At 70.4% G+C, this 22,968-nt stretch carries 18 protein-coding genes and 1 pseudogene; 16 read left to right on the forward strand and 3 right to left on the reverse strand.

Features of this window, described 5'->3' with window-relative positions; all coding sequences use genetic code 11:
* Nucleotides 1–12 precede the first annotated feature (12 nt).
* Nucleotides 13–3,531 (reverse strand): methionine synthase, encoded by a 3,519-nt coding sequence (gene metH / locus AC5P1C_RS20150; RefSeq protein WP_493867247.1) that lies wholly within the window; start codon nt 3,529–3,531, stop codon nt 13–15.
* Between the two features lie 270 nt (nt 3,532–3,801).
* On the opposite strand from metH, the gene AC5P1C_RS20155 reads away from it, so the two are divergent.
* The 8 genes and pseudogenes from AC5P1C_RS20155 to mtnB all read left to right on the forward strand — a co-directional run bounded on the left by AC5P1C_RS20155 (nt 3,802) and on the right by mtnB (nt 11,488).
* The gene (locus AC5P1C_RS20155) at nt 3,802–4,566 is read left to right on the forward strand and encodes an IclR family transcriptional regulator (RefSeq protein WP_493867248.1); all 765 of its coding nucleotides are present in this window, start codon (nt 3,802–3,804) and stop codon (nt 4,564–4,566) included.
* 422 nt (nt 4,567–4,988) lie between these two features.
* The gene (locus AC5P1C_RS20160) at nt 4,989–5,780 is read left to right on the forward strand and encodes an MIP/aquaporin family protein (RefSeq protein ID WP_493867249.1); all 792 of its coding nucleotides are present in this window, start codon (nt 4,989–4,991) and stop codon (nt 5,778–5,780) included.
* A gap of 72 nt (nt 5,781–5,852) precedes the next feature.
* Nucleotides 5,853–7,400, forward strand: a complete 1,548-nt coding sequence (gene glpK, locus AC5P1C_RS20165) for a glycerol kinase GlpK (RefSeq protein ID WP_453451978.1) — start codon at nt 5,853–5,855, stop codon at nt 7,398–7,400.
* Nucleotides 7,401–7,405: 5 nt separating this feature from the next.
* Entirely contained in the window at nt 7,406–9,013 is a 1,608-nt protein-coding gene (locus AC5P1C_RS20170; protein ID WP_493867250.1) for a glycerol-3-phosphate dehydrogenase/oxidase, read from the forward strand.
* A 151-nt stretch (nt 9,014–9,164) separates the two neighbouring features.
* A pseudogene (locus AC5P1C_RS20175) lies at nt 9,165–9,381 on the forward strand (LLM class flavin-dependent oxidoreductase); the annotation flags it as partial.
* Between the two features lie 185 nt (nt 9,382–9,566).
* Nucleotides 9,567–10,151 carry a 1,2-dihydroxy-3-keto-5-methylthiopentene dioxygenase gene (locus AC5P1C_RS20180; RefSeq protein WP_493867251.1) on the forward strand — a complete coding sequence of 195 codons (585 nt, stop codon included), beginning with the start codon at nt 9,567–9,569 and terminating at the stop codon, nt 10,149–10,151.
* A complete protein-coding gene (gene mtnC, locus AC5P1C_RS20185; protein WP_493867252.1) occupies nt 10,148–10,870 on the forward strand; it encodes an acireductone synthase in 723 nt (240 codons plus the stop codon). Before AC5P1C_RS20180 ends, mtnC begins: the two co-directional genes overlap by 4 nt.
* Nucleotides 10,871–10,879: 9 nt before the next feature.
* Complete coding sequence (gene mtnB, locus AC5P1C_RS20190; RefSeq protein WP_493867253.1) at nt 10,880–11,488, forward strand: methylthioribulose 1-phosphate dehydratase; 609 nt, start codon at nt 10,880–10,882, stop codon at nt 11,486–11,488.
* 150 nt (nt 11,489–11,638) lie between these two features.
* Here mtnB and mtnA read toward each other — a convergent pair whose 3' ends face one another.
* Nucleotides 11,639–12,697 carry an S-methyl-5-thioribose-1-phosphate isomerase gene (mtnA, locus tag AC5P1C_RS20195; protein WP_493867293.1) on the reverse strand — a complete coding sequence of 353 codons (1,059 nt, stop codon included), beginning with the start codon at nt 12,695–12,697 and terminating at the stop codon, nt 11,639–11,641.
* A 342-nt stretch (nt 12,698–13,039) separates the two neighbouring features.
* Here mtnA and AC5P1C_RS20200 point away from each other — a divergent pair, with 342 nt between their 5' ends.
* Genes AC5P1C_RS20200 through AC5P1C_RS20235 form a run of 8 tightly spaced genes read left to right on the forward strand, consistent with a single transcriptional unit; the run spans nt 13,040 to nt 21,244 of the window.
* Nucleotides 13,040–14,086: a BMP family ABC transporter substrate-binding protein gene (locus AC5P1C_RS20200; protein ID WP_493867254.1), complete on the forward strand. Its 1,047-nt coding sequence runs from the start codon at nt 13,040–13,042 to the stop codon at nt 14,084–14,086.
* Complete coding sequence (locus AC5P1C_RS20205) at nt 14,070–15,626, forward strand: ABC transporter ATP-binding protein (RefSeq protein WP_493867255.1); 1,557 nt, start codon at nt 14,070–14,072, stop codon at nt 15,624–15,626. The genes AC5P1C_RS20200 and AC5P1C_RS20205 overlap by 17 nt, the downstream gene beginning before the upstream one ends.
* Nucleotides 15,626–16,729: an ABC transporter permease gene (locus AC5P1C_RS20210; RefSeq protein ID WP_493867256.1), complete on the forward strand. Its 1,104-nt coding sequence runs from the start codon at nt 15,626–15,628 to the stop codon at nt 16,727–16,729. The genes AC5P1C_RS20205 and AC5P1C_RS20210 overlap by 1 nt, the downstream gene beginning before the upstream one ends.
* Nucleotides 16,726–17,625, forward strand: coding sequence for an ABC transporter permease (locus tag AC5P1C_RS20215; protein ID WP_493867257.1), 900 nt, complete (start codon nt 16,726–16,728; stop codon nt 17,623–17,625). Before AC5P1C_RS20210 ends, AC5P1C_RS20215 begins: the two co-directional genes overlap by 4 nt.
* A complete protein-coding gene (locus AC5P1C_RS20220; RefSeq protein ID WP_493867258.1) occupies nt 17,622–18,419 on the forward strand; it encodes a nucleoside phosphorylase in 798 nt (265 codons plus the stop codon). The genes AC5P1C_RS20215 and AC5P1C_RS20220 overlap by 4 nt, the downstream gene beginning before the upstream one ends.
* 38 nt (nt 18,420–18,457) lie before the next feature.
* The gene (locus AC5P1C_RS20225) at nt 18,458–19,849 is read left to right on the forward strand and encodes an amidohydrolase (RefSeq protein ID WP_493867259.1); all 1,392 of its coding nucleotides are present in this window, start codon (nt 18,458–18,460) and stop codon (nt 19,847–19,849) included.
* Nucleotides 19,850–19,851: 2 nt separating this feature from the next.
* A complete protein-coding gene (locus tag AC5P1C_RS20230) occupies nt 19,852–20,463 on the forward strand; it encodes a sulfite oxidase-like oxidoreductase (RefSeq protein WP_493867294.1) in 612 nt (203 codons plus the stop codon).
* Nucleotides 20,456–21,244, forward strand: a complete 789-nt coding sequence (locus tag AC5P1C_RS20235) for an FAD-binding oxidoreductase (RefSeq protein ID WP_493867260.1) — start codon at nt 20,456–20,458, stop codon at nt 21,242–21,244. Before AC5P1C_RS20230 ends, AC5P1C_RS20235 begins: the two co-directional genes overlap by 8 nt.
* A 136-nt stretch (nt 21,245–21,380) precedes the next feature.
* Here AC5P1C_RS20235 and AC5P1C_RS20240 read toward each other — a convergent pair whose 3' ends face one another.
* Nucleotides 21,381–22,784, reverse strand: coding sequence for an MFS transporter (locus AC5P1C_RS20240; protein ID WP_493867261.1), 1,404 nt, complete (start codon nt 22,782–22,784; stop codon nt 21,381–21,383).
* Nucleotides 22,785–22,968: the final 184 nt, after the last annotated feature.

Here is a 22,968-nt window from a genome sequence, read left to right on the forward strand (position 1 = left end):
CGACTTGACCGCTTAGCGCGCGTTGAAGTATTTCGCCTCGGGGTGGTGGATGACGATCGCGTCGGTGGACTGCTCGGGGTGGAGCTGGAACTCCTCGGAGAGCTCCACGCCGATCCGCTCCGGCTCCAGGAGCTCGGCGATCTTGGCGCGATCCTCCAGGTCGGGGCAGGCGCCGTAGCCGAGCGAGAAGCGCGCGCCGCGGTACTTCAGGGCGAACATGTCCTCGACGTCGGCGGGGTCCTCCCCCGCGAAGCCGAGTTCGGCGCGCACGCGTGCGTGCCAGTACTCGGCGAGTGCCTCGGCCAACTGGACGGACAGGCCGTGCAGTTCGAGGTAGTCGCGGTAGGAGTCGGCGGCGAACAGCTCGGCGGTGGCCTCGCCGATCTTCGAGCCGACGGTGACGACCTGGAGGCCGACCACGTCGGTCTCGCCGGACTCCTCCGGACGGAAGAAGTCCGCCAGGCACAGACGCTTCCCGCGGCGCTGGCGCGGGAAGGTGAAGCGGGTGCGCTCGTTGCCCTGGTCGTCCAGGATGATCAGGTCGTCGCCCTTGGAGACGCAGGGGAAGTAGCCGTAGACGACGGCCGCCTCCAGCATGTTCTTGGTGTGCAGCTCATCCAGCCAGCCGCGCAGGTGGGGCCGCCCCTCGGTCTCGACGAGCTCCTCGTAGGAGGGCCCGTCACCCGTCCTGGCCTGCTTGAGGCCCCACTGGCCCTTGAACAGGGCGCCCTCGTCCAGCCAGGACGCGTACTCCTTGAGCTGGATGCCCTTGACGACACGGGTGCCCCAGAACGGCGGGGTGGGGACGGGGTTGTCGACGGAGACGTCCGAGCGTGCGGGGCCCTCGTCCTCGCTGACCTCCAGGACGGGGGTGTCCTTCTTGGCCACTCGGCGCTGTTTGAGCTCGGGCAGGGTGGCGCCGGGCACGCCGCGCTTGACCGCGATGAGGGCGTCCATCAGGCGCAGGCCCTCGAACGCGTCGCGGGCGTAGCGGACCTCGCCCTCGTAGATCTCGTGGAGATCCTGCTCGACATACGCGCGGGTCAGTGCCGCGCCGCCGAGGATGACGGGGAAGTCGGCGGCCATCTTGCGCTGGTTGAGCTCCTCCAGGTTCTCCTTCATGATCACCGTGGACTTCACAAGGAGACCCGACATGCCGATCACATCCGCACGGTGCTCGGCCGCCGCGTCCAGGATCGCCGCCACCGGCTGCTTGATGCCGAGGTTGACGACGTTGTAGCCGTTGTTGGACAGGATGATGTCGACGAGGTTCTTGCCGATGTCATGCACGTCGCCGCGCACGGTGGCCAGGACGATGGTGCCCTTGCCCTCGGAGTCCGACTTCTCCATGTGGGGTTCGAGGTGGGCGACCGCGGTCTTCATCACCTCGGCGGACTGCAGCACGAACGGCAGCTGCATCTGACCGGAGCCGAACAGCTCGCCGACGACCTTCATGCCCTCCAGGAGGGTGTCGTTGACGATGTCCAGGGCCGGACGGGACTCCAGCGCCTCATCCAGGTCGGCCTCCAGGCCGTTCTTCTCCCCGTCGATGATGCGCCGCTGCAGACGCTCGTCCAGCGGCAGGGCGAGGAGCTCCTCGGCCTTGCCCGCCTTCATCGACTTCATGTTGACGCCCTCGAAAAGCTCCATGAGCTTCTGCAAAGGGTCATAACCCTCGGCGCGGCGGTCATAGATCAGGTCGTGGGCCGCCTTGACCTGCTCCTCCTCCAACCGTGCGATCGGCAGGATCTTCGAGGCGTGCACGATCGCCGAGTCCAGGCCCGCCTTCACGCACTCGTCCAGGAACACCGAGTTCAGCACGACCCGGGCCGCCGGGTTCAGACCAAAGGAAATGTTCGACAGACCCAGGGTCGTCTGCACGTCCGGATGGCGCTTCTTCAGCTCACGGATCGCCTCGATCGTCGCGATGCCGTCCTTACGTGACTCCTCCTGACCCGTGCAGATCGTGAAGGTCAGGCAGTCGATGAGGATGTCCGACTCATGGACACCCCAGGTGCCCGTCAGGTCGTTGATGAGGCGCTCGGCGATGGCCACCTTGTGCTCGACCGTGCGGGCCTGGCCCTCCTCATCGATCGTCAGCGCGATCAGCGCCGCGCCGTGTTCCCTGGCCAGCGCCGTGACCTTCGCGAAACGCGACTCCGGGCCATCCCCGTCCTCATAGTTGACCGAGTTGATGACCGCCCGGCCGCCCAGCTTCTCCAACCCCGCCTGAAGGACCGGCAGTTCAGTGGAATCCAGCACGATCGGCAGGGTCGAGGCGGTGGCGAAACGCCCCGCCAGCTCCGCCATGTCCGCAACGCCGTCACGGCCCACATAGTCGACACACAGGTCGAGCATGTGCGCGCCCTCACGGATCTGGTCGCGGGCCATCTCCACACAGTCGTCCCAGCGGGCCTCCAGCATCGCCTCACGGAACTTCTTCGACCCGTTGGCGTTCGTCCGCTCACCGATCGCCATATACGCCGTGTCCTGACGGAACGGGACGGTCTGGTAGAGCGAGGCGGCGCCCGGCTCGGGGCGCGGCTCCCGGCGGGTCGTCTCCACGCCGCGGACCCGCTCGACGACCTGGCGCAGGTGCTCCGGCGTCGTGCCGCAGCAGCCGCCCACCAGGGAGAGGCCGTACTCGCGGACGAAGGTCTCCTGGGCATCGGCCAGCTCCGCCTCGGTCAGCGGGTAGTGGGCGCCGTTCTTGCCCAGGACCGGCAGGCCTGCGTTGGGCATGCAGGAGATCGGCACACGCGAGTGGCGGGCCAGATAGCGCAGGTGCTCGCTCATCTCCGCCGGCCCCGTGGCACAGTTCAGGCCGATCATGTCGATACCCAGCGGCTCCAGAGCGGTCAGCGCGGCACCGATCTCCGAACCCAGCAGCATCGTGCCCGTCGTCTCGACCGTGACCGAACAGATCAGCGGGAGGTTCGTGCCAGTGGCCTCCAGGGCGCGGCGGGCACCGAGGATCGCGGACTTCGTCTGCAGCAGGTCCTGGGTGGTCTCCACCAGGAGCGCGTCCGCACCGCCCGCGATCATGCCTTCGGCGTTGATCTGGTAGGCGTCACGCAACGTCGTGTACGGGGCGTGGCCCAACGTCGGCAGCTTCGTACCCGGGCCCATCGAGCCCAGCACCCACCGCTGCTGCCCGGTCTTCTCCGTGAACTCATCGGCGACCTCACGCGCGATCCGCGCACCCGCCTCCGACAGCTCGAAGTTCCGCTCCGGAATGTCGTACTCGCTCAAAGCGGCGAAGTTCGTGCCGAACGTGTTCGTCTCCACGCAGTCGACACCGACCGCGAAATACTCCTCATGAACCGAACGGACGATGTCCGGCCGGGTCACATTCAAGATCTCGTTACAGCCCTCGAGGTTCTGGAAGTCCTCGAGCGTGGGGTCCTGCGCCTGCAGCATCGTGCCCATCGCACCGTCCGCCACCACCACACGAGTGGCGAGGGCTTCGCGGAGGGCATCGGCTCGGGTTCCGTTCGAGGAACCGGAGGAGGGGGTCGGCAACGAGGCCATGAAAGAGCTCCCTGATGTGCGACGGCTGTCGGCTTTGCGCTTCGGAGGAAGGCGCACTCGGTCAGGGTAACGGGACGAAGGTCCATGGCGCGCGGGTGTTCACGGGGCGGACGCCCCGCCCACCCACCGCGTCTGAGGCGGTATGGCTCGAGGCGCGCGCGAAACGGCGAGAAACACCGACTGCCGCTCTGTCGCGGGAGGTCGACAACGACCGATAGTGTTCAGCATTGTCGAACGTTGGAATCAGAGGGGACGGAGGAAGGGGCTGCGATGGCACGGAACATCCAGTCGCTCGAGCGAGCCGCCGCGATGCTGCGGCTCCTCGCGGGCGGAGAGCGACGGCTCGGCCTCTCGGAGATCGCGTCCGCCCTTGGCCTCGCCAAGGGCACGGCCCACGGCATCCTGCGCACCCTGCAGGCCGAAGGGTTCGTCGAGCAGGACTCCGCATCGGGCCGCTATCAGCTCGGCGCCGAGCTCCTGCGCCTGGGCAACAGCTACCTGGACGTGCACGAGCTGCGGGCCCGCGCCCTCGTGTGGACCGACGACCTGGCCCGCTCCAGCGGCGAGAGCGTCTACCTCGGGGTCCTGCACCAGCAGGGCGTCCTGATCGTGCACCACGTCTTCCGGCCCGACGACAGCCGCCAGGTCCTCGAAGTGGGGGCGATGCAGCCGCTGCACTCCACGGCGCTCGGCAAGGTGCTCGCCGCCTACGACCCCGTGGCACACAGCGAGGCCGCCGAGGCCGACTGGCCGGCCCTCACCACGCGCACCGTGGTGGACCCCGAAGCCTTCGAGGGCGTCCTCGACATGACCCGCGCGCGCGGGTACGCCGCCGACGTCGAGGAGACGTGGGAGGGCATCGCCTCCGTGGCCGCCCCCATTCATGACCGGCGCCGCATGCCGGTCGGCGCCGTCGGCATCACCGGCGCGGTGGAACGGGTCCAGAAGGGCGGGGAGCTGCGCCCCGATCTGATCGCGGCCGTACGGGACTGCGCCCGCGCCGTGTCGCGGGACCTGGGTGCCGGGCGCTTCTAGCTCCGCTGGTGGGCCCGTGCCGAATCTGCGGGCCGTCCGTGGCTGGTCGCGCCCGTGCGGCGGAGCCGCACATCGACCCATCCCCGCGCCCCTTGCGGGGCGCATCATCCCGCCACTCAACATGCAGGTCACACCTTTCCGCGCGACCATCGTTGAACTGCGTTTCACCCCGTGGCGACCCTGCCACGACCGATAACCCGGAACGATCAATAACGATCGTGTTTTCAATAACAGAACTCTTGACGGGCAAGTAACCCCGGGGTGAGACTCGCGTCCATCGGTCGGCATTGTCGAACACCTACCGGCATTACGCGCTAGAGTGTGACAAGGCCAAGGGCCGGCAACGACCTCACCTGAGGTCGCGGACCACCGGAGGGACCCGGGGTTCGCCTTCCCCTGGACGAAGGACAAAGGAGTCGCGGGTGTCCAGCTCCGACATCTTCATCGGCGAGACCATCGGTACCGCCATTCTCGTTTTGCTCGGCGGTGGCGTCTGCGCCGCCGTAACGCTCAAGGCCTCGAAGGCCAAGGACGCAGGCTGGCTCGCGATCACCTTCGGGTGGGGTTTCGCGGTGCTGACCGGCGCATACCTGGCGGGTGGCGTGTCAGGCGCCCACCTCAACCCGGCGGTCACCGTCGGACTCGCCATCGAGGGCGGGACCAAGTGGAGCGATGTTCCGCTCTACTTCGCCTCCCAGCTGCTCGGCGCGATCATCGGCGCCGTCCTGGTCTGGCTCACGTACATGGGCCAGTTCAAGGCGCACCTCACCGACCCGTCGATCCTCGCCGCCCAGCCGGCGGATGAGGGCCTCGTCGACCAGAAGGCCGCGCCCAAGGCAGGACCGGTGCTCGGCATCTTCTCCACGGGCCCCGAAATCCGGAACTACGCGCAGAACGTGATGACGGAGATCATCGCGACCGTCGTGCTGGTCCTCGCGATCCTCACCCAGGGCCTGAACGACAACGGCAACGGCATCGGCGTCCTCGGTGCGCTGATCACCGCACTCGTCGTGGTCGGCATCGGCCTGTCTCTCGGTGGCCCCACGGGCTACGCGATCAACCCGGTCCGTGACCTGGGTCCGCGCATCGTGCACTCCCTGCTCCCGCTGCCCAACAAGGGCGGCTCGGACTGGACGTACGCATGGGTGCCGATCGCCGGTCCGCTGATCGGCGGCGCCATCGCGGGCGGTATCTACAACATCGCGTTCAAGTAGGAACGCGACCGTTGCCAATGACCGCCCCAGACGCCTGAGACAGACCGCCGAGCAAGAATTCAGGAGCACACCGTGACCACCGACGCACACACCGCCGGCCCCTTCATCGCGGCCATCGACCAGGGCACCACCTCCAGCCGCTGCATCGTCTTCGACAAGGACGGCCGGATCGTCTCGGTCGATCAGAAGGAGCACGAGCAGATCTTCCCGAAGCCGGGCTGGGTCGAGCACGACGCGACCGAGATCTGGACGAACGTCCAGGAAGTCGTCGCGAGCGCCATCTCCAAGGCGGGCATCACCCACGAGGACATCAAGGCGATCGGCATCACCAACCAGCGTGAGACCACGCTGCTCTGGGACAAGAACACCGGCGAGCCGGTGCACAACGCCATCGTCTGGCAGGACACCCGTACCGACGCCCTGTGCAAGGAGCTCGGCCGCAACGTCGGGCAGGACCGCTTCCGCCGCGAGACGGGCCTGCCGCTGGCCAGCTACTTCGCCGGGCCGAAGGCCCGCTGGCTGCTCGACAACGTCGAGGGCCTGCGCGAGCGCGCCGAGGCGGGCGACATCCTCTTCGGCACCATGGACTCCTGGGTCATCTGGAACCTGACGGGTGGTGTCAACGGCGGCAAGCACGTCACCGACGTCACCAACGCGTCGCGCACCATGCTGATGAACCTGCACACCATGAAGTGGGACGAGAAGATCGCCGAGTCGATCGGCGTCCCGATGGCGATGCTCCCCGAGATCCGCTCCTCCGCCGAGGTCTACGGCGAGGTCACCGGCGGCAAGCTCGGCGACGTCCTGCCCGGCATCCCCGTGGCCTCCGCGCTCGGCGACCAGCAGGCGGCCCTCTTCGGGCAGACCTGTTTCGCCAAGGGTGAGGCCAAGTCCACGTACGGCACCGGCACCTTCATGCTGATGAACACCGGTGAGTCGGCCATCAACTCCTACTCGGGCCTGCTGACCACCGTCGGCTACCAGATCGGCGACCAGAAGCCGGTCTACGCCCTCGAGGGTTCCATCGCCGTCACCGGTTCGCTGGTGCAGTGGATGCGCGACCAGATGGGCCTGATCAACTCCGCCGCCGAGATCGAGACGCTCGCGTCGTCGGTCGAGGACAACGGCGGCGCCTACTTCGTACCGGCCTTCTCCGGCCTCTTCGCCCCGTACTGGCGTTCCGACGCCCGCGGTGTGATCGCCGGTCTCACCCGGTACGTCACCAAGGCGCACATCGCGCGCGCCGTCCTGGAGGCCACGGCCTGGCAGACCCGTGAGATCACCGACGCCATGACGAAGGACTCCGGCGTCGAGCTCACGGCCCTGAAGGTCGACGGCGGCATGACCTCCAACAACCTGCTGATGCAGACGCTCTCGAACTTCCTCGACGCACCGGTGGTGCGCCCGATGGTGGCCGAGACGACCTGCCTCGGCGCCGCCTACGCCGCCGGTCTCGCCGTCGGCTTCTGGTCCGGCACCGACGAGCTGCGCGCCAACTGGCGCCGGGCGGCGGAGTGGACCCCCCGCATGGACGCGGACACCCGCGCCCGTGAGTACAAGAGCTGGCTCAAGGCCGTAGAGCGTTCCATGGGCTGGCTCGACGAAAGTGGCGAGGAGTAATCAACATGACCACCCTGCAGAGCGTCCCTGCCCTCGGGACGCATCCGGCTGCCGGTTCCAACCCGAGCCGCGCCGAGACCCGGGAGCAGCTTTCCAAGGCGACGTACGACCTCCTGGTGATCGGCGGCGGGATCCTGGGCATCTCCACCGCCTGGCATGCCGCGCAGTCGGGACTGCGGGTGGCCCTGGTGGACGCCGGTGACTTCGCCGGCGCCACCTCCTCCGCCTCCTCCAAGCTCCTCCACGGCGGTCTGCGCTACCTGCAGACCGGCGCGGTGAAGCTGGTCGCGGAGAACCACTTCGAGCGTCGCGCGGTGTCGCGTCAGGTGGCCCCCCACCTGGCGAACCCGCTCACCTTCTACCTGCCCGTCTACAAGGGCGGCCCGCACGGCGCCGCCAAGCTGGGCGCGGGCGTCTTCGCGTACAGCGCGCTGTCCGCGTTCGGCGACGGCGTCGGCCACCTGCTCAGCCCCTCGAAGGCGGCGCAGGACGTGCCGGAGCTGCGCACCGACAACCTCAAGGCCGTCGCCGTCTACGGCGACGACCAGATGAACGACTCGCGCATGGCCCTGATGACGGTCCGCGCGGCCGTCGAGGCCGGCGCCGCCGTCCTGAACCACGCCGAGGTTACCGGCCTGCGCTTCACCAGCGGCCGGGTCACGGGCGCGGAGCTCAAGGACCGCATGAGCGGCGACGAGTTCGGCGTGAACGCGCGCCTCGTGCTCAACGCGACCGGGCCGTGGGTCGACCACCTGCGCAAGATGGAGAACCCCGACGCGGCCCCCTCCATCCGCCTCTCCAAGGGCGCGCACCTGGTCCTCAAGCGCACCGCCCCCTGGAAGGCCGCGCTGGCCACGCCGATCGACAAGTACCGCATCACGTTCGCCCTGCCGTGGGAGGACATGCTGCTGCTCGGCACGACCGACGAGGAGTTCGAGGGCGATCCGGCGGACGTCAAGGTCACCGAGGCCGACACCGCGCAGATCCTGGACGAGGCCGCGTTCTCCATCCGCGACCAGCAGCTGTCCCGCGATCTGATCACATACTCCTTCGCGGGTCTGCGCGTGCTGCCCGGCGGCCCCGGCGACACGTCCAAGGCCAAGCGCGAGACGGTCGTCACCGAGGGCGCGCGCGGCATGCTCTCCGTCGCGGGCGGCAAGTGGACGACCTTCCGCCACATCGGCCGTACGGTGATGAAGAAGCTGGAGTCGCTGCCGGGCCACCCGCTCGGCGACGACTACGAGCCGATCTCGCAGCTGCAGAAGCGCCTGCCGCTGCCCGGCATCGCCAACCCGCGCGCGGTCGCGCACCGTCTGCTCGTCGACGGCCCGGCACCCGGCCCCCGCATGTCGGCCGACACCGCCAAGCACCTGGCGACGCACTACGGCTCGCTCTCCTTCGACATCGCCCGCCTGGCGAACGAGAACCCTGAGCTCGCCGAGCGCGTCTCGCCGGACGCCCCGGAGATCTGGGCGCAGGTCGTCTACGCCCGCGACAACGAGTGGGCCGAGACGGCGGACGACGTGCTGCGCCGCCGTACGACGCTGACGATCCGCGGCCTGGCCACGGACGACGTCCGCGCCAAGGTCCAGGACGTGCTCGACAACAAGTAGGCAGTGGCTTGTCCGAGGGGCGGCTCCCGCTGGGGGCCGCCCCTTCGGCGTACCCGGCCGGGCTGCCACACCGCGTACATACGTGCGCAACAGGGCGCCGGGACAGTGGGACCCATGAAGTTCCAGGTGCTGTCGATCATCGGTCACGCCCGACCCGATGCGGGTCGCCGAGGACTGTGCGACGCTCGATCAGATCTCGCGCGGCCGGATCGAGTTGGTGATCGGCAAGGGCGCGGAGGCAGGCCACTTCGGCCTCTTCGGGCCCGACGAGGAGCGGCAGTGGGATCTGCAGAAGGAGAAGTACGAACTCCTCCGCCGCCCGGAGCGAGGCAAACATCGACTGGGAGGGCGAGTTCAGGCCCGCCCTGAACGGCTTCGGCCTGGAGCGGGGCGAGCAGATCGAGACGCTCCAGCGGTTCGCCGAGGAGGTCGCGCCGGTGGTCCGCAGGGCCGCGCCGTCCACGCTGTGGGACGGCGCGTAAGCGGGGCTGACCTCTGCTGACCTGGGAGTTACCATCCCCCGTACCCACCTTGTCCCCTTCTGGAGCGAGCCATGACCCTCCTGACGACCTGGCCGGAATCCGGCCCCGAAACCGTCATACGCCGCACCGCGGACCCGGTCGAGATCGCCGCCGCACTCGCCCCCGTCGGCGTGCGCTACGAGCAGTGGCCGGTGCGCGAGGACGTGCCCGCCGATGCGGACAGCGAGACCGTCTTCGCCGCGTACCGCACGGAGATCGACCTGCTGAACGCCGAGGAGGGCTTCCAGACGGTCGACGTGGTCGCGTTGCACCCCAGCGACGACCCCGAGTGGCCCGAGAAGGCGAAGGCGGCGCGGCAGAAGTTCCTCGCCGAGCACACGCACGAGGACGATGACGAGGTGCGGTTCTTCGTCGCGGGCGCGGGGATCTTCTATCTGCACGTCGGCGGTGAAGTGCACGCGGTCTACTGCGAGAAGGGCGACCTGCTCGGGGTGCCGCGCGGCACGACGCACTGGTTCGACATGGGCACATCCCCCGCGTTCACGGCGATCCGCTTCTTCCACGAGGAGGACGGCTGGATCGGCACGTTCACGGGCAGCCCGATCGCGGACCGCTTCCCGGACTTCGACGCGATCCACGCGGGGTACACGGCGTGAGTTCTGTGTACGGCCCGCACTCCGTGGACGCCGTGGTGCTCGACATCGAGGGCACCACAAGTGCCACGGGGTTCGTGGTGGATGTCCTGTACCCCTATGCGCGCGAGCGCTTCGGTGAGCTGCTCGCGTCGCGGGGCGACGAGCCGGCGGTGGCGCGGGCGATCGCGCAGGTGCGGGAGCTGGCCGGTGAGCCGGACGCGGATGCGGGGCGGGTCGAGAAGATCCTGGGCGAATGGGTCGACGCCGATCGCAAGGCGACGCCCCTCAAGACGCTTCAGGGCATCCTCTGGGCGGAGGGCTTCGCGCGGGGCGAGCTGGTCTCACACTTCTACCCCGAGGTGATCGGGGTGCTGCGGGGCTGGGCGGCGGACGGGGTTCGCTTGTACGTCTATTCGTCGGGGTCCGTCGCGGCGCAGCGGGCGTGGTTCACGTACTCGCCCGAGGGTTCGCTGATGGAGCTCGTGAGCGGCTTCTACGACACCGAGAACGCGGGCCCCAAGCAGGAGCCGGAGTCCTACCGGACGATTTCCGCCGCGGTGGGTGTTGCCGCCGAGCGCACGCTCTTCCTCTCCGACCGGCTCGGGGAGCTGGAGGCGGCGCGGGACGCGGGGTGGCTGACGGTGGGCGTCCGGCGGACCGGTGAGCCCTATTTCGCCGCCGGGGTCGGCGGGCATCCGGAGGCCGCGGCCTTCGACGAGATCAGCCTTGTCAGGAACTAGGAGCATTCGATGAGTGAGACCACTGCCGCGTTGGATCTGGAGGAGGCGGGTGCCGTCCTCGCCGCCGAGGCCGCGCGCTTCGCGTCGTTCGGGTGGATGCGGGGTACGTCCGGGAACCTGTCCGTGGTCCTCTCGCGTACGCCGCTTCAGCTCGCCGTGACGGCGAGTGGGCGGGACAAGGGTGAACTGACGCCCGCGGACGTGGTGTTGACGGACGCGTCCGGTGCGGCGCTGGGCGCGGGGCGCCCCTCCGCGGAGGCGGCGCTGCATGCTCGGGTGGCCCGGCTCACCGGGGCCGGGGCCGTGGTCCATGTGCACACCGTGGCTTCGGTGGCCATGGGGCATCGGAAGCCGGGGGGTGTGGCGTTCCGGGACCTGGAGATGCTGAAGGGGCTTGGGCATCCGACGCATGAGGTTGCCGTGACGCTGCCGGTGATCGAGAACAGCCAGGACATGGGGGTGCTCGGGGATCGGCTCGAGGCGGCGCTTCAGCCCGGGATGCCGGCGGTGGTTGTCGCTGGGCACGGGCTTTATGTCTGGGGCGCGGAGCCTCGGGAGGCGCGGCATCGTACTGAGGTGGTGGAGTGGTTGCTGGAGCTGGAGCTGACGCGGGGCTGACCCTGCGGGGCTCTCCCCAATCCCACCCCTCCCCGAAGCCATGGGGCTCCGCCCCCTGGACCCCCAAGAGATGGCCTCAAACGCCGACCGGGCTGATTGGTTTCAGCCCGTCCGGCGTTTGAGGACGAACTCGGCGAAGCCGGTGACGTTCTAACTCAACCCACTCGACGGCGACTCACCCGCAGCGACTTCCAGCACTCCCCGCTCCGTGACCAGCGCCGTCACCAGTGAGCCCGGTGTCACGTCGAAGGCGGGGTTGTGGCCCCGGGACCGGGCCGGAGCGGTACGGGCACCCGCCCACTCCAACACCTCCCCCTCCCCCCGCAGTTCGATGTGGATCTCGGAACCCGTCGCCGTGGCGAGGTCCACCGTCGTGGTGGGGGCGGCCACCATGAACGGGATGCCCGCGTAGGCGCAGGCCAGCGCGATCCCCACCGTCCCCACCTTGTTCGCCGTGTCGCCGTTCGCCGCGATCCGGTCCGCGCCCACGATCGCCGCGTCCACCTCACCCCGCAGGATCGTCCCCGCCGCCGCGCCGTCCGCCTGGACGAAGTGCGGTATCCCCTCCTGCGCCAGCTCCCATGCGGTGAGCCGCGCGCCCTGGAGCAGGGGGCGGGTCTCGTCCGCGTACACCGTCTCCAGGCGCCCACGGGCGTGCAGTTCGCGGATGACGCCCAGTGCCGTTCCCCAGCCCGCCGTGGCGAGCGCGCCCGTGTTGCAGTGGGTGAGGATCCGCAGTGGGCGGTCCTCGGGGGTCGATAGCCGCTTCTGGAGCCAGTCGGCGCCGTACGCGCCCATCGCGTGGTTCGCCTCCAGGTCCTCCCGCACGATCGCGTCCGCCTCCGCGAGCACCGCCGAAAGACCCGCGTCGATGAGCGGGGCGACCCTGTCCACGCACACCATCAGGTTCACCGCGGTGGGCCGCGCCGCACGCACCCGTGCGACCTCCGCGTCGAGGCGTGCACGGTCCCAGCCCTCGCGCTCGCCCTGCGCCATGGCGAGCGCGACGCCGTACCCGCCTGCCGCGCCGATCGCGGGAGCGCCGCGCACCACGAGCCGCACGATCGCGTCGATCAGCTGGTCGACCGTGGTGACGTCCAGGCGCTCCAGCGCGTGCGGGAGCGCCGTCTGATCGATGAGGGAGAGGGACGGCGCGCTGCCCTCCGCGGCCGCCGTCCACGTGACAGCGCGCAGATCCTGGCTCGTCATGGTGCTCAACTCCGGGAAAATAGGGGCGTTTCCGGCCATGCGGGAGGGGTGTCGTCACCGTACCTGACGTGCTCGAACCATATTTCGAGACGTTCGTGCGGCTGTCCGAAATCCGGTGTTACCCTCACCGCCACCCAGGACGGATCGACCCACGGTGCGAGGAGGACGGCCATGCACGGCGCCGGCAACGGCACGGACGTCATGCGCTGCCCCGCCGTGGCCGTCGACGGCGGCCGAATGTGCCGCTGTCGCTCCTGCCGCCGCTGAGCGACGCAGCTCCGCACCGTCCGACTCCCCGCCACGGCCTGGGCTCACCAGGCACCTTCGAGAAGGCGCTCTCCTATGTCTCTCTCCACGCGTACCTCCCTGCGCATCACCGCCGCCACCGTCGGCGCCGTCCTCCTCGCCACCGGCTGCAACGCGGCCGCGGGCAAGGGCGGTTCCTCCGGCGACAAGGGGGCGAAGGCGTTCACGCTCGTCACGCCCGACCCGGTGGCCCAGAACGAGTTCCTCAAGCTGGCCGTCAGCGGCGTGAAGTCGGCGGCCAAGGCACAGGGCGCGGGCGCTCCGAAGGTCTTCCAGAGCAGTGACACGTCCTCGCAGCAGCAGAACGTGCAGTCGGCCGTGGACTCCGCGCCGGACGTCATCGCGCTCGTCGGCTTCGAGTTCGCCGACATCGCCGCCCAGCAGGCCGAGGCACATCCCGACCAGCAGTTCCTGCTCGTCGACGCGTGCACGAAGAAGACGTACAAGAACGTCACTTGCGCGGTCTTCCGTGAGCACGAGGCGGTGTACCTCGCGGGCGCCGAGGCCGGTCTTCTCACCAAGAGCAAGAAGGTGGGCGCCGTCGACGTCCTCGACACCCTGCAGTTCCGCCGCTACAGCGAGCCCTTCGCGGCCGGTGCGAAGAAGGTGAAGCCGGGGGTCACGTCCCGCACGCTCTTCGTCGGCGGGCAGTCTCCGTTCAACGACGCCGCTCGGGCCAAGGACCAGGCGGCGACACTCGGTTCGGGCGGGGCCGACCAGGTGATGGCCGCCGCCGCGGGCGGCAACAACGGCGTCTTCCAGGCCGCGAAGGCCAAGGGCTTCAAGGCGTACGGCGTCGACGCGAACCAGTGCCTGAGCAGCCCGGGGGTCGTCGTCGACAACGTACTGAAGAAGACCGATGTCGCCGTCGAGAAGGGCATCGCGCAGATCCTGAAGGGCAAGGGCGGCAGCACGGTGTCGTACGGCCTCAAGGAGGGCGGCATGTCGCTGACCGGTCTTGAGCCCGGGGTCGCGGACTCCAAGTGCCTCATCGCCGACCACAAGGACGTGCTCGAGCGGGTCGAGTCGCTGCGGGACGACATCGTCGCGGGGAAGCTGAAGGTCAATGACCCCGCCGCCTGAGCCCGATCCGACGGCGCCCGCCGTCGAACTGCGGGGCATCACCAAGGAGTTCCCCGGCACCCTCGCCAACGACCGGGTGGACCTGGCCGTCGCGCGCGGTGAGATCCACGCCCTGATGGGCGAGAACGGGGCGGGCAAGTCGACGCTGATGTCCGTTCTGTACGGGCTGCAGCGGCCGGACGCCGGGCAGATCCTGCTCGACGGGCGCGAGGTGGCGTTCGCGAGCCCGAGCGAGGCGATCGCGGCGGGCCTGGGCATGGTGCACCAGAGCTTCAAGCTCTTCCCGTCGTTCACGGTCGCCGAGAACGTCGTGTACGCCGCCGAGCCGCGCCGTTTCGGTCTGGTGGACCGGGGCGAGGCACTGCGGCGGGTGCGTGCGCTCGCCGATGAGCACGGGCTCGCGGTGGACCCGGCGGCGAAGGTCGGCGACCTGCCGGTGGGCGTGCGCCAGCGCGTGGAGATCCTCAAGCTCCTCTACCGCGGCGCCCGTACGCTGATCCTGGACGAGCCGACGGCGGTCCTGACCCCGTCGGAGGCCGACGCCTTGTTCGGCGTGCTGCGCTCGCTCGCCGACGACGGGCGCACGGTCCTCCTCGTCACCCACAAGCTGCGTGAGGTGATGGAGGGCAGCGACGCGGTGACGGTCCTGCGGGACGGCCGGGTCGCGGCGCGGATGCGGACGGCTGACACGAGCGCGGACGGGATCGCCGCGGCGATGACGGGGCGTGCGGTGGAGCTTGACCGTGTCCATCCGCCGGGTACGCCGGGCGGTGAGGTCCTGTCCGTCGACTCCCTGTCCACGGACGCGGTGCGCGATGTGACGCTCTGTGTCCGCGCGGGTGAGATCGTGGGCATCGCGGGAGTCGCGGGCAACGGTCAGAGTGAACTGGCCGAGGCGATCGCCGGGTTGCGTCCGGTCTCCTCGGGCCGGGTCACGCTCTCCGGGCAGGACATCACGGACGCGTCGGCGGCGGGGCGCCGCGGGGCGGGTCTCGCGTACGTCCCCGAGGACCGCGTGGCGGTCGGCACGGCGCCGGCCGCGACGATCGCGGAGAACCTGGCGATGGGCCACCACCGGGGGCACGGCCTCCTGCGCCCGTCGTGGCTGCGTGAGCACGCGCGCGTCCTGATCGACCGCTTCGGCATCAAGGCGGCATCGCCTCGCCACACGGCGGCCTCGCTGTCGGGCGGCAACCTCCAGAAGCTGGTGATCGGCCGTGAACTCGCCCACGAGTCACCGCTGTTGATCGTCGAGCAGCCCACCCGAGGCGTCGACATCGGCGCCATCCAGACCATCCACGACCAGTTGATCGCGCACCGCGACGCGGGTCACGCGATCCTCCTGGTCTCCGCCGAACTGAGCGAGATCCGCGGCCTGTCGGACCGGATCCTGGTGATGTACGAGGGCCGGGTGGCCGCGGAGCTCTCCCGCGAGGCCGCGGACGAGCACACGCTCGGCCTCGCCATGGCGGGCGGCACGGACCTCACGCCGGCCAGAGCCGCCGCCACGGGCTCGGCGGACACGAAGGAGGCACCCTGATGGCCGCCGACACCCCCGGCACCGCGGGCGCCCTCGCCGCGCGTCTGCTGCGCGCGCCCGCCCTGCACTCCGTCGTCGCCGCCGTCCTCGTCGGTGCGCTCTTCCTCCTCGGGACCGGGGCCGATCCCATCGGCGCCTACGGCTCCGTCGTCAGCGGTGCGCTCGGGCCCGACGGCATCGGGTCCACCCTCACCACCGGGACCAGCGTCATCGGGCTCGCCCTCGCGCTCGCGATCCCCATGCGGGCGGGGCTGCTCAACCTGGGCGGGGACGGGCAGTTGGTGCTCGGCGGGATCGCCGCCGCCACCACCGGGCTCTACTCGCCGCTGCCCGCGCCGCTGACCGTCGTCCTCTCGCTGCTCGCGGGGATGGCCGCCGGTGCCGCCTACGCCGCGCTCGCCGCCGTCTGCCAGAACCGGTTCGGCGTACCGCTGCTCGTCAGCAGTCTGCTGCTCGGTTATCCGGCGATGTCCTTCGCCTCCTACCTCGCGCGCTTCCCGCTCAAGGAAGACGGGTCGAGCCTTCCGCAGACCCGGCGGCTGCCCGACGGGGTCGAGCTGCCCGCCTTCGGGTCGTCGACCGTCACCGTGGGGCTGCTTCTCGTGGCCGTCGCGGTCGCCGTCTTCGTGTTCGCCGACGCCCGTACCGCCCCCGGCTACGAGATCCGCATGACGGGACTCAATCCGCGCTTCGCCGCGTACGCGGGGGTCGACAGGCCACGGCTCACGCTGCGGCTGATGGCGCTCTCCGGCGCCGTCGCGGGTCTGGTCGGCGCCATCGGTGTGCTCAGCTTCCCCTATCGCTTCATCGACGGGTCGCTCACCGCCGCCGGGCACACCTGGACCGGCCTGACGGCCGCGCTCCTCGCCGCCGCCGCGCCGATCGGTACGGCACTCGCCGCCCTGTTCTTCGCGGCGCTCGAAGTGGGCGGGCTCGCCATGGAGCGCACCACCGAAGTGCCGCGCGAGCTGACGCAGGTCCTCCAGGCCGTCGTCATCGTCTTCCTCGCGGCCCGGCTCAACCTGACGCGGCGGCGGGCCAGGAAGAAGCCCACCGCCGAGATCACCGCCGAGACCGAAGCGAAGGAAGTGAGCGTGCGATGAGCATCGACTCCGCGCTGTTCCACTCGGCGCTCCTCGCCCTCACCCCGATCCTCCTCGCCGCACTCGGCGGCGCGATCTGCGAGCGCGCGGGCGTCTTCAACATCGGCCTCGAAGGCATGATGCTGATCGGCTGTTTCAGCGGCGTCGCGGGCAGCTGGTTCACCGGCAGCGCCTGGCTGGGTGTCGTCTTCGCCGCCCTCGCTTCGGCCGCGTATTCGATGATCCTGGCCGTGGGGACGATCTCGCTGCGCGGGGACGCCGTCGTGCTCGGCGTCGCGCTCAACCTCCTCGCCGTCGGCCTGACCGGGTTCCTGCTGCGTACGGTCTTCGGGGTGCAAGGCACCTTCTCCGACCCGGAGTTGACGGGGCTCGGCGGCATCGACATCCCCCTCGTCGGGGCGGTGCTCTCCGGGCACTCCGCGCTCGTGTATCTCTCGTGGGCCGCCGTCGCCGTGGCCGCCGTGTTCCTGGCCCACCACCCGTGGGGCCTTCGGCTGCGCGGCGTGGGCGAGACCCCCGACGCGGCGGCGACGCTGGGCGTCAGTCCGGCCAGGTATCAGTACGCCGCCGTCCTGACGTCAGGCGTCCTGTGCGGCCTCGCGGGAGCCCAACTCGCCCTCGGCAACGTCACGTTGTTCTCCGAGAACATGACGGCCGGGCGTGGTTGGATCGCCGTGGTGGCCGTGATGCTGGGCCGCGCCCTGCCGCTCGGCGTCCTGCTCGCCGGGCTGCTCTTCGGCATCGCGGAGGCCGTCGGCTTCCGCCTCCAGGGGCTCGGCATGCCGCAGCAGGCTACCGACGCCGCCCCGTACGTGGTGACCCTGGCCGCACTCTTCCTGTCCACGGCGCGCAGGCGCCGCCGCAAGACGACGTCTCTGGTAGGAGCATCCTCATGACGACCGACACAGCCACCGACGCCCCTACCCCCCTCACCGACGCGCTGCCCATCACGCGCGTCCCCCGCACCGGCCTGCCCACCCGCGCCGTCGTCGTCGGTGACCCGGCGCGCGCCACCGCCCTCGCCGACCTCCTGGACGACGCGAAGGAGGTGTCGTACCACCGCGAGTACCGCACCTTCACCGGCAGCTGGCAGGGCACGCCGGTCGTCGTCGCCTCGCACGGCGTCGGCGCGCCCGGCGCGATCCTCCTCTTCCAGGAGCTCGCGGAGGCGGGCGTCACGACCATCCTGCGGCTCGGCACGGCGGGCGCGATCCGCCCCGGCATCCGCGACGGCGACCTGGTCATCGCGGACGCGGCGGTACGCGACGACGGCGTGACGCAGCAGCTGATCCCCGCCGAGTACCCGGCGTTCGCGACGCCGGAGGCCGTCATCGCACTCCAGCGGGCGGCCCGCGCGGCCGAAGCCCCTTACCACCGGGGTGTGGTGTGGACGCGGGCCGCGTTCCAGCCGGGCTTCCTGCCGCTGCCCGGCGACGCGTACACGGCGGCCGGGATCGCGGCCATCGAGATGGAGCTCTCGGCGCTGTACGTCTTCGCGTCCACGCACGGCCTCGTCGCGGGCGGCGCGCTCGTGATCGACGGCGCCAACGCCGATGAACTCGTCGACGAGGAAGCACCGTTCTCGACAGGCGGCTACAACCCGCACCGGAACGTGGTGGCCGAAGGAGTCGACCGGGGCGCCCGGATAGCCTTGGACGCGCTCCGGCTCCTTGCCGCCACGGAGCACTGAGCAGCCACCCGAACGACCTCGTGGAGAGAACGGAACCGATGCACCCCACTGACCTGCCGGCCCAGGACCGGGGCGGCTCCATAGATCTCCTGGTCCACGGCGGCGACGTCCTCACCGTCGACGCGTCGGGCACGGTCGTGGAGGACGGCGCCGTCGCCGTGCGCGACGGCCGGATCGTGGACGTCGGCCCGGCCGAGCGGCTGCGCGCCGCCTACGAGGCCGCCGACGAGCTCGACGCCCGCGGCTGTCTCGTTCTGCCCGGCCTCATCAACACGCACACGCACCTGGCGATGACCCTGTTCCGCGGCATCGCCGACGACGTCACGCTGCAGGGCTTCCTGGACCGCGTCATCCCGGCCGAGGCGGCGCTGCTCTCGCCGGAGACGGTGACCGCGGGGATCCAGGGCGCGATCGCCGAGTCCGTACGCGGCGGGGTCACCGCCGCGCTGGACATGTACTGGTTCCACGAGGCGGCCGAGAGCGTGGCCCGCGAGGCCGGGTGGCGCCTCCTGACGGGCCCCACGTTCATGGACGTGCCGGGCCCGCCGGACGGCCGCCCCTACGCGGACCGGCTCGCCTGGGCGGCGTCGGACCTGGCCGCCCGCACCGACCCGGCGCCGGGCACCCGCCCGGTGATCTTCGCGCACTCGGCGTACACCCTGGGTCCCGAGCAGCTGACGGCGATCAGTGCGCTGGCCCGCGAGTACGGCGCCCTGCTGCACATCCACGCCGCCGAGAACGCGGGCGAGGTGGCGATGGTCACCGAGGCGCACGGCATGCGTCCGGTGGAACTGCTCGACTCGCTCGGCGTGCTCGGCCCGGACACGCTGCTCGCGCACGCCGTCGACCTCACGGACGCGGAGATCGAGGCCATCGCCCGCACCGGCACGTCCGTCGCGCACTGCCCGGTCTCGAACCTGAAGCTCGGCTGCGGCATCGCCCGCGTCCCCGACCTGCTCGACGCGGGCGTCACGGTGGGCCTCGGCACGGACGGCGCGGTGAGTTCCAACACGCTGGACCTCCTGGGCGCGGTGAAGCTGGCGGCGCTCGTGCACAAGGCAGGCGGCGACCCGACGGCGGTCGGCGCGGAACAGGCGGTGCGGATGGCGACCATCGAGTCGGCGCGAGCGCTGGGCCTCGGCGACCAGCTGGGCTCCCTGGAGCCGGGCAAGCGAGCGGACCTGATCGTCCTCGACCTGGCCCGGCCGCATCTCACGCCCCGGCACGACCCCTGGTCGATGCTGGCGTACGCCGCCGCGTCCTGTGACGTCCGGGACACGGTGGTCGACGGCCGGGTCCTGATGCGGGACCGTACGCTGGAGACGTTGGACGCGCAGCGCGCGCTGCGCGCCTTGCAGGACGCGGCGGCCTCCGCGGCGCCCGGCCCCACGAGCCCCACGAGCACCTCCGAAGTGGCAAGCACCGTATGACCATCGAACCCACCCGCGGCTTCACCGGCCGCGCCCGCGCCGCCGACCGCGACCCGCGACTGCCTCCCGGGCAGTACGACGCGGCGGACGGCTGGCCCGTACTCTCCGCCGAGGTGACGCCCGAGCTCGCGCCCGCGGACTGGACGTTCCGCGTGGACGGACTCGTCGCGTCCCCCCACACCTGGACGTGGGACGAGGCGCACGCGCTGCCGGCGTCCGAGTACCGCGGGGACATCCACTGCGTGACCAGCTGGTCCAAGTTCGGGGTGCGCTTCGGCGGGGTGAGCCTGGACGCGTTCCTGGCCGCCGCGGGACCGAGCCCCCAGGCCACGCATGTCGTCGCGTACTCGCACACGGGCTACACCACGAACCTCCCCCTGTCCGACGTGACGGGCGGAAAGGCGTGGATCGCCTGGGAGTACGGGGACGGCCCGCTGCCTCCCGAGCACGGCGGCCCGGCGCGCCTGATCGTGCCCCATCTCTACTTCTGGAAGAGCGCGAAGTGGGTCGCGGGGCTGCGGCTCCTGGACCACGACGAGCCGGGCTTCTGGGAGCAGAACGGCTATCACCACCGGGGAAATCCCTGGCGGGAGGAGCGTTACTCCGGTGACTGAGACCGCTGAGACTGTGGCTGGGGCTGAGACCGGGACGTTCGTGCCGCCGACGCGGTTCGCCGTGCCGGGGCGGATCGCGGTGAGCAATCGTGCGGCGGCACTCTGGCAGCGGGCGACGGTGGTGAGCGTCCGTCGGGACAACGCCGCCGGGACCGTCTCGACCTTCCGCCTGAAGGTGCCCGACTGGCAGGGGCACCTGCCGGGCCAGCACGTGATGCTGCGGCTCACGGCGCCGGACGGTTACGTCGCGCAACGCCATTACTCGCTCGCATCGGCCCCCGCGGACGCCGCCGAGCGCGGCGAGATCGAGCTGACCCTGGACCACGTGCCGGGCGGCGAGGTCTCCGGCCACCTGCACACGGTCGCCCGCGTCGGGGACGTGGTGGAGGTGCGGGGTCCGCTGTCGGGCTTCTTCGCGTGGCCCGGTGACCGTCCCGCGCTGCTGCTGGGGGCGGGTTCGGGTGTGGTCCCGCTGATGTCGATGCTGCGGCATTGGCGGGGGGCCGGGTGCCCGGTGCCGTTGCGGCTTGTCGTGTCGGCACGTACGCGTGAGGACTTGATCTACGCGGAGGAGTACGGGGACGAGACGACGGTCGTCCTCACGCGGACGGAGGGCCGGTTGAGCGCGGAGCACATGGCCCCGTTCCTGGGCCCCGGTCAGCCGGAGGGTGGCTGGGAGGCGTACATCTGCGGGTCGAACGGTTTCGCGGAGCATGCGTCGCGGTTGCTGGTGGCCGGGGGCCAGCCGGTGGATCGCATCCGCATCGAACGGTTCGGGTAAGGGCGGTCCCTGGGAAGGGGCTTTTCCCAGGGACCGCCTCTTCCCGAAACCCCTTCCCGAAACGGGGGCTCGGGCAAATCTCAGCCCGTCCGGCGTTTGAGGACGAACTCGGCGAAGCCGGTGATCAGGGCCCCGCCTACGGCGAAACCTCCTCCAACCGCCGCCCCGCGGTCTCCTCCGCCCCGAAGGCAGCCACCACAGACCCCACGAGCGCAACCGCCCCCAGCATCACGAACACCGTCGACACGTTCCCACCCGCATACACGATCCCCACCACAATCGGCCCGAGAATGACCCCCAGCCGGTTCATCGCCCCACCCACGCTGCTCCCCAACGCCCGCATCCGTGTCGGAAAGAGCTCCGGCGTGTACAGGTACAGGCAGATGTTGGAGCCGAAGAAGAAGACCGCCGCGAGCGAGGTCCACACCAGGACCTGCACCGGCGTACCCGCGCCGACCGCCGCCAGCGCCACCAGCATCACCGCCGCACCGCCCAGGCACCCCGTGATGACCTTCCGCCGGCCCAGCCGGTCGACCGTGAGCGCGGCCACGAGGCAGCCGAGCAGACCCGCGCAGGACGTGACCGTCGAGTAGAGGAGCGCGTCCGAGAGGGAGAGGTCGTAGCGGTTCTGGTAGATCGTCGGGAGCCAGGACGTGATCCCGTAGTTGACGAAGTAGCCGGTGAACCAGAGCACGCCGATGATCAGCGTCCGGCGCCGATAGCGGCCGGTGAACAACCCGCGCAGCCCCGAAGCCGCTTCCCCGGAAGCCGGAGCCGGCCCCGAACCCGACGCCTCCACCGGAAGCGCCTCCGTGACCGGCGGCAAGGGTTTCCCCGTGATCCGTTCGACCTCCGTCTCGATGCCGGTCATCACCACGGACGCCTCCTCGCCCCTGCCGTGATCCGCCAGCCACCGCGGCGACTCGGGCACCTTCCGCTGTACGAGGATGCAGAGCAGGCCCGGCAGCGCGGCGAGGGCGTACATCCAGCGCCAGCCCATGATCGGCACCACCCAGGCGGCCACCAGCGCGCCCACGGTCAGACCCGCCGGGAACACCAGCTCGTAGAGGAGGACGAAGCGGCCACGCTGGTGGGCGCGGGTGATCTCGGCGATGAAGGTCGCGGCCACCGGCACCTCACCCCCGATCGCCAGGCCCTGGACGAACCGCAGGGCCATGAAGGCGTCGGGCGAGGTCGACACGGACAGGGCCAGGTTGGCGACGCTGGAGAGCGCGATGCACAGCGCGATGACCTTGACCCGGCCGATGCGGTCCGCGAGGCGCCCGGAGAGCAGCGCCCCGATCAGCATGCCGATCGAGCCGACGGTGAGCAGCAGTGTCGCGGCCGAGGTGCTGAGGTCCCACTCGTGGCGCAGTTCCGGCAGGGCGTAGGCGATCAGGAGCTGGTCGAATGCCTCGAAGAAGGTGACGGCGCCCACGATGAGCCGGACGGTGACGTGCCAGCGGCACAGGGGGAGCCGTTCGAAGCGGGCGGCTATGGCGGCCCGGACCGCTCGGTCCGGGGAAGCATCGATCGTCATGCGGGTACTCCGCTGCTGAGGGGGCGGGGACAGAACGGGTGAGGGAGGGGCTGGGACGAGCGGGGGAACGCCACGGCCACAGAGTCTGGGGAAACTCAGGCCAAGAAGCGAGTAAGCGCAAAGTTTCTAAGCGCTTAAGTTGTACCGTCCCGGCACCGGAGCACGTCAAGAGTCTCCGCAGGGG

The organism is Streptomyces sp. A18 (genome assembly GCF_059026065.1).

Coding starts and splice junctions, on each gene's coding strand:
- mtnA (WP_493867293.1), bottom strand. CDS start 12,697: ATGACGAGCCAGGATCTGCGCGCTGTCACGTGGACGGCGGCCGCGGAG.
- AC5P1C_RS20215 (WP_493867257.1), top strand. CDS start 16,726: ATGAGCATCGACTCCGCGCTGTTCCACTCGGCGCTCCTCGCCCTCACC.
- AC5P1C_RS20200 (WP_493867254.1), top strand. CDS start 13,040: ATGTCTCTCTCCACGCGTACCTCCCTGCGCATCACCGCCGCCACCGTC.
- metH (WP_493867247.1), bottom strand. CDS start 3,531: ATGGCCTCGTTGCCGACCCCCTCCTCCGGTTCCTCGAACGGAACCCGA.
- AC5P1C_RS20180 (WP_493867251.1), top strand. CDS start 9,567: ATGACCCTCCTGACGACCTGGCCGGAATCCGGCCCCGAAACCGTCATA.
- AC5P1C_RS20155 (WP_493867248.1), top strand. CDS start 3,802: ATGGCACGGAACATCCAGTCGCTCGAGCGAGCCGCCGCGATGCTGCGG.
- AC5P1C_RS20210 (WP_493867256.1), top strand. CDS start 15,626: ATGGCCGCCGACACCCCCGGCACCGCGGGCGCCCTCGCCGCGCGTCTG.
- AC5P1C_RS20240 (WP_493867261.1), bottom strand. CDS start 22,784: ATGACGATCGATGCTTCCCCGGACCGAGCGGTCCGGGCCGCCATAGCC.
- AC5P1C_RS20170 (WP_493867250.1), top strand. CDS start 7,406: ATGACCACCCTGCAGAGCGTCCCTGCCCTCGGGACGCATCCGGCTGCC.
- AC5P1C_RS20205 (WP_493867255.1), top strand. CDS start 14,070: ATGACCCCGCCGCCTGAGCCCGATCCGACGGCGCCCGCCGTCGAACTG.
- AC5P1C_RS20220 (WP_493867258.1), top strand. CDS start 17,622: ATGACGACCGACACAGCCACCGACGCCCCTACCCCCCTCACCGACGCG.
- AC5P1C_RS20225 (WP_493867259.1), top strand. CDS start 18,458: ATGCACCCCACTGACCTGCCGGCCCAGGACCGGGGCGGCTCCATAGAT.
- mtnB (WP_493867253.1), top strand. CDS start 10,880: ATGAGTGAGACCACTGCCGCGTTGGATCTGGAGGAGGCGGGTGCCGTC.